This is a genomic window from Kitasatospora sp. UYEF31, assembly GCF_057291755.1.
Window position 1 is genome coordinate 21,814 of record NZ_JBXAWK010000062.1, and the last position, 12,478, is coordinate 34,291.

Annotated in this window: 7 protein-coding genes and 1 riboswitch; of the genes, 5 read left to right on the forward strand and 2 right to left on the reverse strand. The window is 69.1% G+C overall.

Annotated features, from left to right (window positions below):
• The first annotated feature begins 3 nt into the window (after window positions 1–3).
• The 3 genes from AC0Z36_RS24645 to AC0Z36_RS24655 all read left to right on the forward strand — a co-directional run bounded on the left by AC0Z36_RS24645 (window position 4) and on the right by AC0Z36_RS24655 (window position 5,778).
• A complete protein-coding gene (locus AC0Z36_RS24645; protein WP_485465226.1) occupies window positions 4–1,473 on the forward strand; it encodes an esterase/lipase family protein in 1,470 nt (489 codons plus the stop codon).
• A complete protein-coding gene (locus tag AC0Z36_RS24650; RefSeq protein ID WP_485465227.1) occupies window positions 1,470–3,971 on the forward strand; it encodes an AAA family ATPase in 2,502 nt (833 codons plus the stop codon). The genes AC0Z36_RS24645 and AC0Z36_RS24650 overlap by 4 nt, the downstream gene beginning before the upstream one ends.
• Before the next feature lie 1,057 nt (window positions 3,972–5,028).
• A complete protein-coding gene (locus AC0Z36_RS24655; RefSeq protein WP_485465228.1) occupies window positions 5,029–5,778 on the forward strand; it encodes a CHAT domain-containing protein in 750 nt (249 codons plus the stop codon).
• A 93-nt stretch (window positions 5,779–5,871) separates the two neighbouring features.
• Here AC0Z36_RS24655 and AC0Z36_RS24660 read toward each other — a convergent pair whose 3' ends face one another.
• A complete protein-coding gene (locus AC0Z36_RS24660; protein WP_485465232.1) occupies window positions 5,872–6,849 on the reverse strand; it encodes a ribonucleotide-diphosphate reductase subunit beta in 978 nt (325 codons plus the stop codon).
• 35 nt (window positions 6,850–6,884) lie between these two features.
• The gene (locus AC0Z36_RS24665) at window positions 6,885–9,350 is read right to left on the reverse strand and encodes a ribonucleoside-diphosphate reductase subunit alpha (RefSeq protein WP_485465233.1); all 2,466 of its coding nucleotides are present in this window, start codon (window positions 9,348–9,350) and stop codon (window positions 6,885–6,887) included.
• A 100-nt stretch (window positions 9,351–9,450) separates the two neighbouring features.
• Window positions 9,451–9,681, reverse strand: a riboswitch (cobalamin riboswitch).
• 201 nt (window positions 9,682–9,882) lie between these two features.
• On the opposite strand from AC0Z36_RS24665, the gene AC0Z36_RS24670 reads away from it, so the two are divergent.
• Window positions 9,883–11,307, forward strand: coding sequence for an MFS transporter (locus AC0Z36_RS24670; RefSeq protein WP_485465229.1), 1,425 nt, complete (start codon window positions 9,883–9,885; stop codon window positions 11,305–11,307).
• Between the two features lie 218 nt (window positions 11,308–11,525).
• Complete coding sequence (locus AC0Z36_RS24675; protein ID WP_485465230.1) at window positions 11,526–12,344, forward strand: siderophore-interacting protein; 819 nt, start codon at window positions 11,526–11,528, stop codon at window positions 12,342–12,344.
• Window positions 12,345–12,478 lie beyond the last annotated feature (134 nt).

Sequence of the window (12,478 nt, forward strand, 5' to 3'; positions counted from 1 at the left end):
GCCGTGACCCGTTTTCCGTTCGACGATCTGCTGGTCGTCGTGCCCGGCATCATGGGGACCGAGCTGCTGGACCGGGACGACTCCCTGGTGTGGGGCACCTCTTCCAGCGCCGTCTACCGGGCCCTGCGCACAAGACTGACGTCGGTGACCGGCCTGCGGCTTCCGCCGGACGTCGGCGACGGCGGCCCCGACGGCAAAGCTCTCGGCACCACGGTTTTCGACGACGGTGTGCGACCCGGTCAGCTCATCGGCGGGTTGCAGATCATCCCCGGGCTGTGGTCCCCCGTGCACGGTTACAGCAAGCTGCTGACCTGGCTGGAGCAGACGTTCACGCTCCAGCCGCAGGTCCCGGAGCGACTGTACGGCCCGACGCCCAACCTCATCGCGTTCGGCTACGACTGGCGGCTGTCCGTCCGCTACAACTCGCTCGAACTCAAGCGGACCGTCGAGGAGGCCCTGGGCCGCTGGCGGAAGTCGAAGCCGGACCGCCGGGACGCCCGGGTGGTGTACGTGTGCCATTCCCTGGGCGGGCTGGTCGCCCGGCACTACCTCGAATGCCGGGGCGGCGATGAGACGGCCGGGCGGGTGGTCACCCTCGGTACGCCGTACCGCGGATCGATGAACGCGCTCGCCGCGCTGGTCAACGGCGCCCCGTCCGGACTGGGCCGGCGGGTGGCCAGCCTGTCGGCACTGTCCCGCAGTCTGCCGTCGCTGCACCAGCTGACCCCGCAGTACGACTGTCTGCTGACGCCGCAGGAGTTGTGCCGGCCGGGTGCGGTGTCCCTGCCCGGGGTGGATCCGAAGCTGCTCGCCGACGCCGGGGCGCTGTACGACGAGATCCGGGATGCCGCCGCCGCACGGCTGACGGACGGTCGTCCGGTGCGCTACCGGCCGGTGGTGGGCCATCTTCAGCGAACGGCCACCACGGCGGCGTTCTCCGGTGAGCGGCTCGGTGTACGGCACACCATCGAGGGCCTGGACGAGGGTGGCGACGGGACGGTGCCCCGGTTGTCGGCCTGTCCGCAGGAGTTCACCGACGACGACATGGACGTCGTCAGCTGGTATGCCGGGCAGCACGGGATGCTCCAGGACATCAAGGATGTCCGGGGGCAGATCAGCGGTCTGCTCGGCCGCCGGGTGGTCCACCGGGGACCTGACGATGCGTACGGGATCGGGCTCCGGGCCGCTGACTTCTCCCCTGCCGGGCGGGAGTACGTGGTCACCGCCACCGTGCCACCGGATGCCGGAAGGCCCGCGCTGACCGCCCGGCTGCGGGACGTCGACAGTGGCCGCACCGGACAGCGGCCGATGGTCTACACCGGGGACGCGGAGTGCCGGGCGGTGTTCCCCGCGCCTGAACCGGGGGTGTACGAGGTGCGGGTGGCGCCGGTCGGACTGCCGTCGGGTCTGTACGCGACGGCCGGGCAGCCTGTCAGTGGGAACACCGTGGTCTGGGCCGAGGAGGACGCGTGAGCACACAACCTGAGTCACACGGCGTATTCGTCGGTGTCGGCGTCGGCACGTACACCGATCCGTCCATCTCGAACCTGGACGGCGCGGTCCCGCAGATCAGGGAACTCGGCGAACTCCTGGCCGGGTTCGGATATGCGGGGGAAGCCGACGGTGGACTGTTCCTGGAAAACCCGACGCGCGCAGACCTCGACCGGCTCATGGAGTGGCGTCTGGCGAGAAGCGGCGGCGCGGACCGGAGCCCGCTGATCGTCGCCTGGTCGGGCCACGGAGAGCCTGACACCACTGACAAGGCCGGGCGCCTGCACCTGGTTGCCGGCGACAGTCTGTCCGGCGAGCCGGAAACCCAATACGACACCGCCAAGTTCGCCAACAACCTGACGCAGTCCGGCGCGGAGCAGATCCTCGTGCTCCTCGACACCTGCCATTCCGGGGATGCCGCCACCGGCCTTCTCGACAGCGCCCTGCTCCGCGGCATCCGCTACCCGGACGACGCCACGGGCAGGCCCGCCGCCCGCTGGTTCGGCCTCGCCGCCGCGTGCGGTCCCGCCGCCGCGGCGGACGGATCCGGGCGGCTGATCGAGACGGTCAAGCGGCTGCTCCGGGAAGGCCCGCGCGGCAGTCAGCGGATGCTCTGGTCGGTAAGAACAAAGGGCATCACCGGCGCCGAACTCATCGCCGCGCTGACGGCGGAGGACGAATGGGCGTGGCCGGACCAGCTGCCGCAGCAGACGAGCCACGGCAGCTCCTCCGCCGTGCTGTTCCAAAACCCCCGGTGGCGCCCCGGTGGTCCGCCGCAGCTCGTCGAGCACCTCGTCCGGGCCGCACGCGGCGCCGACAGCAAGGACGAGGGCTGGTTCTTCACCGGCCGTAAGCCCGTGCTGCGCCGGGTGGTCGACTGGCTCGGCGACGACCGGCCCGGCCTGTTTGTGGTGACCGGCCCGGCGGGCAGCGGCAAATCCGCAGTCCTGGGGCGTATCGCGACCCTGTCCGATCCGGACCAGCGCCAGGACCTGACCACTCACCGGCCGCTCACAAAAGACGATCCCGACCCCGGGGAGTCTTCGGTCCACGCGGTCGTGCACGCCGTCGGGCTGGACGCCGACCGGCTGGCCCGGGAGGTCGCCCGGCAGTTGGGGCTGCGTCAGCCCGAGTCCTCGGCGGGGCTGGAAGCCGACCTGGAGTCGGAGCTGCTGCGCGCCGCCGGACGTGGTGCCGCGCGGCACACCGTGGTGATCGACGGGCTGGACGAAGTCCTTGCCCGGCAAGCGGACAAAGTGATGGACCGGGTCGTCAAACCGCTGAGCCGGCATGGGAAGGTGCTGCTGGCCGGGCGGCCGGAGGCGCTGTTGAGCGAAGGGATCCTGCCCGCCGAGTCCCTGACGGAGGCGATCACCCGGCAGACCGGTGTCCGAACCGCGGTGACGGACCTGTCCGACGAGGGTGCGGCCCGGGAGGACATCAAGGAGTACATCCTGCTGCGTTGTGTCACCGCCGGGGTCGGCGGGGAATGTGCCGAGGACGCCGCATACGCAGTGGCGCGTTTGGCAGCGGACACCAGCGGCGGTTTCCTGTACGCCCGGCTGGTCGTGCCGCAGGTGGTCGCGCTGCTTCGCGGGACAGATCCGGACGCGGTGGACTGGGCAGCCGCGCTGCCGCCCACGCTGGAGTACGCGTTCGAGGCCGACCTCAACGGGGTGGGCCGGGAGCAGGCCGACATGATGCCGCCGGCTGCCGCCCGGGATCTGCTGCGCGCGCTGGCCTGGGCCGAAGGCCCGGGGCTGCCGTCCCGGGAGGTGTGGGCACCGGTCGCGACAGCCTTGGCGGGAAGCGGGGTGGCGTACGGTCCTGCCGAGATCGCCGAACTGTTCGAGTCGTACGGACGACACATCATCGAGGACGCCTTCGCCGGAGAGGCCGTGTACCGGCTGCACCACCGGAGGCTTGCCGAGTATCTGCGCGGTACATCACCGCGGGTGGCAGGTGCCGATGCCGCCCTGGCCATGGTGGAAGCGCTGATCGGGCTGACCCTGGAGCAGACAGCGGGAGGGGCCAGGCCGGAAGCGGCGAGTCCTTATCTGACTGCTTACATCGGGATCCAGGCGGTGGCTGCCGGGGGGCCTGGAGTCACAGCGCTCCGGAGGCTGGTGGAGGCCAACCCCGACGTCTACCGCCCCGACCTCGCCGCCTCCTCAACAACCTCTCCAACCAGCTCGCCGACCTCGGGCGGCGCGACGCGGCCCTGGCCCCCATCGAAGAAGCCGCCCGCATCCGCCGCGACCTCGCCCGGGCCAACCCCGACGCCTACCTCCCCGACCTCGCCATGTCCCTCAACAACCTCTCCAACCAGCTCGCCGGCCTCGGGCGACGCGACGCGGCCCTGGCCCCCATCGAAGAAGCCGCCCGCATCCGCCGCGACCTCGCCCGGGCCAACCCCGACGCCTACCTCCCCGACCTCGCCGCCTCCCTCAACAACCTCATCGACCGGTGCATCGATCTGAACAAGTCCACCGAGGCCGAAACAGTCTTCGCCGAAACCGTGGCCGCGTTCTCCGGTCTTCCCGACGCTGTCGCCTTCCTCCACCTCGCAAAAGCCGACAAGGATCTCAAGCGCGGTCACGAAACTTCGGCGCTCACAACGGTGACGCAACTCCTCGGCACCGCTACGGCTACGCTCGCCGCCCCCACCGCCGCACAAGCCCGACAGCTGCTGCGTAACCACGCAGCCCGCAGTGCGGCAGAACGCAGTCACGTAGCCCGGGTCTGGACGGACGTCACAGGCGAACAGGCCCCGCCATGGCTCTCCCTGACCGGCAATCACTTCTCAGCGGTCACCCAGTGGCTCAGCGTTCCTGACTGGGATGCCTCCCGGCGTTTCCTCCGCGACAACCAGGCGGAGCTGGAGCAGCCCACCAGCAGACTCGCCCTGGCCGAACTCGGTCTGCTCTCCCCCGACGCCGTCTTCCACAAAAACCTCCTGGACGCGGTTCAGGCCCGCGGGGTCGATGCGGCGTACGAACCTCTCATCCTCGGCGACCGGCTCCGGGCCTGGCTGGACGCCCCCGACTGGGAAATCTCCCAGCAGTTCCTCAACGAGAACAGCGAACTACTTGTCACCCCGACGGCCGCCAGCGCCTTGACCACAATGGCCAGACAGGACGAAGCAGACCCCACACCCCTCCTGCATTCCGCTTTGCTCCAGCTGTGTGTCCTCGACGGCATCGACAATGCCTACACGACGATGCTCGACCGCAACCGCCTCCACGCCCGCTGCCAGCGGGCACTGGTCTCCGGAGACGTCGAGGCCCTGCGGTCCGTCTCCGTCATCGAAGCGCTCGGCTACCAGGCGGCACTCCCCGGCGCTGTGCATTTGTTCATCACCCGTCTGCTCAGCGAAGACCCCCCGGATGAAGCCGCCACCCTCCCCCCAGCCGTCTCAGCCACCGAACGCGACCTCCTGATGGACGAGATCAGCACCCTGCTCACCGCCTTCCCCGAGCACCGCCCGGCGCTCCGCACCCTGCAACGCCAAGTCCGCGACACACCCCTGGTCTGACGATGCGCCACCCAGCCCGGGACGGCGACACGGAGAAGATCACCGTCCTCCTGCTGTCCTCGGCCGCGCACACCGCCGACGCCCCGGACCTGGCCGCGGAGGAACGTGAGATCCGCGCCGCCCTGACCGGCACCCCGTACGGGCACCACCTGGAGCTCATCACCGCCCCGGCCGCCCGGGTGACCGACCTGCCGCGGTTGTCCGCGCACCACCAGCCGAAGGTCCTGCACTTCTGCGGGCACGGGACCGCGCGTTCCGGCCGGTACTTCCGTACAGACGACGTCTCCGCCCAGGCGACACCGGTCGACGGAGCGGCCTTTGCCGAGTTCCTGAAAGCGCACGCCCCGCAGCTCACACTCACCGTCCTCAGCGCCTGCCACACCGCGGCGGTCGCCGCGCGGATCGCCGAAGTGACCGGCTCCTGCGCCATCGGCAGCACCGGCGCGCTCGACGATCCGACGGCCGTGCGGTTCGCGGGGGAATTCTACGTCCAACTCGCCTACGGCCGCTCGGTCCACGACGCGTTCGAGCTGGCCCGCACCGCCTCGCGGATGTACGGGCTGACGGCCGCCGAACTGTGCCGGCTGCACGTCGGAGACGGACAACTCCCGGAGGCGGTGTTCGTCATCCCGGTACGGCTGCGGGCACCGATGGGTACGACACTCCGGAAACCGGGTTACACCCTCAGGCAGCGGATGGTCATCGAGACCACCACCAGCTGGGAGATCCCGCCGGAGAAGCCGGACCCGTAAACGCGGGGTGGGACCCCCGCGCGTTGCGAAGATCCCACCCGTACGAACTCTGCTTAAAACGACACGAAGGCCCGCCCGGCCTGCACTCCGTGCTTAGAAGTCCTCGTCGAAGCTCACACTGCCGGTGACTGCGACCTGGTAGGCCGACACCTTGCGCTCGAAGAAGTTCGCGAGCTCCTGGACGTCCTGGAGTTCCATGAACGCGAACGGGTTCACCGACCCGAACACCGGCTCAAGGCCGAGCTGGGCGAGCCTGCGGTCGGCGACGCTCTCCAGGTAGGCGCGCATGTCGGACACACTCATCCCGGACACGCCCCCACCCAGGAGGTCTTCGGCGAAGGCGACCTCGGCGTCGACGGCCTCGGTCATCATGTCCCTGATCTGCGCGCCGAGCTTGTCGTCGAACAGTTCGGGCTCTTCGGTCCGGACCGTCTCGACCACACTGAACGCGAAGTCCATATGCGCCGACTCGTCGCGGAAGACCCAGTTGGTGCCCGAGGCCAGGCCGTTCAGCAGGCCGCGGGACCGCAGGAAGTAGACGTACGCGAACGCCCCGTAGAAGAAGAGCCCTTCGATGCACGCGGCGAAGCAGACCAGGTTGAGCAGGAACTGCCGCCGGTCGTCGGCCGAACGCAGCGCGTCCAGGCCCATCGCCGAGTCGATCCACTTGTAGCAGAACTCGGCCTTCCGCCGGATCGACGGGATGTGCTCGACGGCGGAGAACGCTTTGGCGCGCTCGTCCTCGTCGGGCAGGTAGGTGTCGAGCAGCGTCAGGTAGAACTGGACGTGCACGGCCTCCTCGAACAACTGCCTCGACAGGTAGAGGCGCGCTTCCGGGGAGTTGATGTGCTTGTAGAGGTTGAGGACCAGGTTGTTCGCCACGATCGTGTCGCCGGTGGCGAAGAACGCGACGAGCCGCTGCACCAGGTGCTGTTCAGCGGGCGACAGCTTGGCCAGATCCGCAAGGTCGGAGTGGAGGTCCACCTCCTCGACCGTCCAGGTGTTGCGGATGGCCGCCCGGTACTTCTCGTAGAAGTCGGGGTAGCGCATCGGGCGCAGCGTCAGTTCCATGCCCGGGTCGAGCAGGCGTTTCGCGGGCAGAGGGTTCACTGGCAGGCCTCACAGGACTCGGGGTTCTCCAGCGAACAAGCGATAGCTGCCTCATCTTGGCTACCGGCTCCAAGCCCGGGCGCTTTCCTCGTGTCCCCGTCGCTGCGCTCCGGGGCCACTCGGCGCCCGGGCGTCGCCGGAAGGGCTGCGGACTCCGTCCGCGCTCCTTCGCTGCGCTCAGTCGCCTGTGCGGGCACAGTCGCCTGCGTGGGCACAGTCGCCTGCTGGATGCGGGTCGCGGGGCGCGACCGCAGGTAGTACGTGGTCTTCAGGCCGGTGGACCAGGCGTAGCGGTACATCGACGAGAGCTTGCCGATGGTCGGGTCGGCCATGAAGAGGTTCAGCGACTGCGACTGGTCGATGTACGGCGAGCGGGCCGCCGCGAGGTCGATCAGGGCGCGCTGCGGGAGTTCCCACGCGGTGCGGTAGAGCTTCCGTACGTCCTCGGGCAGTTCGGTGATCTCCTGCACGGAGCCTTCGGCGCGCTTGATGCGGTCGCGGATGTCTGCGGTCCACAGACCGCGTTCCTTGAGTTCGCGCACCAGGTAGGTGTTGATCTGGAGGAACTCGCCGCTCAGCGTCTCGCGCTTGAAGAGGGTGGAGACCTGCGGCTCGATGCACTCGTACGCGCCGGCGATGGACGCGATCGTGGCGGTGGGCGCGATGGCGATCATCAGCGAGTTGCGCAGGCCGTGGGTCGCGACGAGCCCGCGGACCTGCGCCCAGCGCTCCGTCTGGGTGGGCGTGACACCGTCCCACAGGTCGGGCTGGAGCCGGCCGCGCGCGGCGTGGGTCTGGTCGTACGCCGGGTGCGGTCCGAACTCCTTCGCCAGCTCGGTCGAGGACTCAAGAGCCGTCAGGTAGATCTCTTCGGAGATCCGGGTGGACAGCTCGCGTGCCTCAGCCGAGTCGAACGCCAGACGCAGTTGGAAGAACACGTCCTGCAGGCCCATGAGGCCCAGGCCGATGGGCCGCCACTTGGGGTTGGACGCGGCGGCCTGGCCGGTCGGGTAGTAGTTGATGTCGATGACACGGTCGAGGAAGACGACGGCCGTACGGACGGTCCGGCGCAGCTTGTCCCAGTCGATTCCGCCGTCGGCCACGTGCGCGGCGAGGTTGACGGAGCCGAGGTTGCAGACCGCCGTCTCACTGTCGCTGGTGACTTCGAGGATCTCCGTGCACAGGTTAGACAGGTGGACCGTGTTGCCCGGTTCGGCCGCCTGGTTGCACGTGCGGTTGGACGCGTCCTTGAAGGTCATCCAGCCGTTGCCGGTCTGCGCCAGGGTGCGCATCATCTTGGCGTAGAGCTCACGGGCGGGCAGCTGCCGGACGAACCGGCCGTCGCGCTCGGCCTGTTCGTAGGCCGTGTCGAACGCCGGGCCCCACAGGTCGGGGAGTTCGGGGATCTCGTTCGGATCGAACAGCGACCAGGCGCCGTCCTCGTCGACCCGCCGCATGAACAGGTCGGGGATCCAGTTGGCGAGGTTCAGGTTGTGGGTGCGCCGGGCGTCCTCGCCGGTGTTCTCCCGCAGTTCGAGGAACTCCAGGATGTCCGGGTGCCAGGGTTCGAGATAGATGGCTGCTGCACCTTTTCTCTTTCCGCCCTGATTGACTGCTTGTACGGATGCGTCGAGGGTGTTCAGCCACGGCACGATGCCGTTCGAGTGCCCGTTCGTCCCGCGGATCAGCGCGCCGCGCGAGCGGACCCGGGACCACGCGACGCCGATGCCGCCGGCGAACTTCGACAGGCGGGCGATGCGCCCGTACATGTCGTAGATCGACTCGATGTTGTCCTGCGGCGAGTCGAGCAGGTAGCAGGAGGACATCTGGGTGTGCCGGGTGCCCGAGTTGAACAGCGTCGGCGAGCTCGGCAGGTAGGCCAGCGACGACAGGAGCCGGTAGAAGTCCACGGCTTCGTCCGCCGTCTTGGACAGCCCGCAGGCGACCCGGAGCAGGAAGTGCTGCGGCGTCTCGACGACTTTGCGGGTGACGGGGTGGCGGAGCAGGTAGCGGTCGTAGACCGTACGCAGGCCGAAGTATTCGAAGCGCCGGTCGCCGTCCGGGTCGACGGCCGCGTCCAGTACGGCGGAGTTCTCCCGTACGAAATCGGCCGTCCCTTCGCCGATCAGGCCCTCGCGGTGGCCGACGGCGATGCCCTGGCTGAAGGTCGCCGCTCCCTGCGAACGGGCTTCGTCCGCGATCGTGCGGGCGAGCAGCCTGGCCGCCAGCCGGGAGTACGCCGGCTCCTCGCCGATGAGCTCGGCGGCGGTGCGGATCGTCAGCTGGTCGAGTTCGTAGGCGGTGGCGCCGTCGTACAGACCGGAGACCGCCTTCTCGGCGACCCGGTACGGGTCGGCCTCGGGGAGGTCGTCGGCCAGCAGCCGGACGGCCTCGGCGAGCGCGTCGGTGTCGACGGGGCCGCTGTCGGCCAGGTGTACGGAACGGGTGCCGGATGTGCGCAGAACTGCGCTGTCCAAGACGGTCACGGCTCTCTCCTCGCGAGCTCGTAATTACGGTGACCACCGCGCAGAACAGTCCAGATCGTCGGCGCGGGCAGCGGGCAGGTCTTCGGACTCACGGGCATGCCGGAGATCGCCGCACATGACGTACGGCGGGTGCTCCGGAGGTCTACTGGCCGTCGCTTCCCGGGGTTGTGTTCCCAGTGCTCTGTTGACGGCGGTCGTTCCCGTTCACCGCTGCGGGGGCAGTCCCGGCTTGCCGGAGGCTGTCGAAGCCCCCTGGGCGCAAGCTCTGCGCCACCGGATTCCCTCTTCGGAGTGCACAAGTGCACTCCTTCGCCGCACTGCCGCCGAGACGGCGGCCGTGCGGACCAGCTACGAGCCAGATCATATATGCAGTGGTGACTCACGTCATGCACCACCAGATGTAGTGGCGGCGCGTGTCGCAGGGCGCATGAGGAATAATGCGCATTACAACTGATGAACCAACCACGTTCATATCACCGTGGTTCATATCAACATGGGGGAACCTGACTTGAGTACAACCGGGGGGATACGTACAGCGGTCCCCACACAGGACAAGTCATCGGTCGCCTCGAAGACCGGTCTCGTCCTCCTGATCATCATCATGGGCTCGCTGACGTACTCCCTCCTCCAGTCGATGCTCGCCCCGGCACTGCCGACGATCACCCGGGAAGTCCACACCTCCACCGAGACCGCGGCCTGGCTGATGACGGCCTATCTGCTGTCCGCTTCGGTGACCACACCGATCCTCGGCCGCCTCGGTGACCTGTACGGCAAGAAGAAGCTCTTCGTCGTGGCGATCGGCGCGCTCGCCGTCGGATCGCTGATCTGCGCGCTGGCCGACTCGATCGACCTGCTGATCACCGGCCGCACCGTCCAGGGCCTGGGCGCCGCCGTCTTCCCCCTGTCGTTCGGCATCATCCGGGACGAGTTCCCGGCCCACAAACGGGCCGCGGCCATCGGCCTGACCTCCGCGGTCATGGGCATCGGCGGCGGCCTGGGCTCGGTCCTGGCCGGCCCGATCGTGGACAACCTGTCGTACCACTGGCTGTTCTGGATCCCGATGATCGTGTGCATCATCACCTCGGTCGCCGCGTGGTTCCTCATCCCCGAGTCGCCGGTGCGGGTGAAGAGCAGCATCAACTGGCTCGGCGCACTCCTGATGTCGGGCGCGCTCGTGTGCCTGATGCTCGGTCTGAGCAAGGGCCGCTCGTGGGGCTGGACGTCCGGCATCACCCTGAGCCTCTTCGCCGGCGCGGTCATCCTCGGCGTGCTGTGGGTCAAGGCCGAACTGCGAACCGACCAGCCGCTGGTCGACATGAAGATCATGCGCCTGCGCGGCGTGTGGACCACCAACGCCGCGGGCCTGCTGGTCGGCTACGCGATGATGGGCGCGATGTTCCTGATGCCGCAGCTGCTCCAACTGCCGAAGTCCACCGGCTTCGGGTTCGGCACGACGGTCACCATGGCCGGTGTGTACGTGCTGCCGATGGCACTGGCGATGCTCATCTCCGGGCCCGCCGCCGGTGCGCTCACCGCGCGCCTGGGCTCCAAGACGCTGCTGATGACCGGCTGCGCCGTGCTGACGCTCGGCATGCTCAGCCTGGTCGTCGCGCACGGCGAACTGTGGCAGATCATGGTCGGTGTGTTCCTCTTCGGCCTGGGCACCGGCTCGGCGATGGCCGCGATGGCCAACGTCATCGTCACCGCCGTGCCGGTCGAGCAGGTGGGTGTGGCCACCGGCGTCAACACCATCGCCCGTACGGTCGGCATGTCGTTCGGTACAACGATCTCCACCGTCGCGGTGACCTCGCACCTGGGTGCGATGGGGTTGCCGGAGGAGGCCGGCTACGAGACGGCGTTCATCATCGCCACGGTGGCCGGTGTGCTCGCCCTGGTGTTCAGCGCGCTGATCCCGTCGCGGTCGAAGGTCTGACCTCCACACTCTGAACTGCGCTCACACCGGCAGTCACCACCCCTGAGGGGCGCAGCGACCGCTGCGCCCCTCAGCCGTTTCCAATCCTTGGCCACTTCCGGCGCGATGCCGCTCACCGCGCTCAGGTAATCCCTGTCGGCAGCACGGGAACTAAGTTAGGCTCACCTAAGTTTCTCAGGGGGTCTTCGAGTGGCACCCCTACGTCGAGGAGGACCTCCATGGCAGAACGTCCGGCACGCAAGGCCCCGCAGCAGCACGATCTGACGGTGCTCCGCACCGAGCGGATCACTCCGCACATGATCCGCCTGACCCTCGGCGGCGAAGGCTTCGTCACCTTCGCGGACAACGGCTTCACCGACCAGTACGTCAAAGTCGTCCTCCCGCTCCCCGGTGTCGACTACCCGGAGGTGTTCGACGTCGCGGAGATCCGCGCGTCGTTCCCGCGTGAGCAGTGGCCGGTCCCGCGCTCGTACACGATCCGCGCGGTCGACACCGCAGCCGGCGAGCTGACCCTCGACTTCGTCCACCACGGCGACGAGGGTGTCGCAGGCCCGTGGGCCGCCGCGGCGCAGCCCGGCGACCGGGTCACGCTGCTCGGCCCCGGCGGTGCCTACAAGCCCGAGGCGGACGCCGACTGGCACCTGTTCGTCGGTGACGAGAGCGCGCTTCCGGCCATCGCCACGTCGATGGAGCGGCTCCCGGCGGGAGTCCCCGCGTACGCCTTCATCGAGGTCGACAGCGCGGCCGAGCAGCAGGAGATCGTCACGAAGGCCGACGCGCGGATCGTCTGGCTGCACCGGGACGGCGCGCACGCCGGCATCAGGGAACTGCTCCTGGAAGCCGTCACCGCGTTCGAGTTCCCCACCGGTGTCGCCAGTGCGTTCGTGCACGGCGAGACCGGCCAGGTCAAGAAGCTGCGCGCGCTGCTCCTGGACGGCCGGGGCGTGGCCCGCGAGCGGTTGTCGGTGTCCGGTTACTGGCGCTACGGCATGACGGACGAGCAGCACCGCGAGCTGAAGCAGACCGACAAGGCCTGACCGGGGGACCCCGGCCGGGGGGGGGGGGGGGGGGGGGGGGGGGGGGGCCCCCCCCCCCCCCGCCGCGGGGGGGGGGGGGGGGGGGGGCGGCCGGGGGGGGGGGGGGGGCCGGGGGGGCCCGGGCGCCACACCCC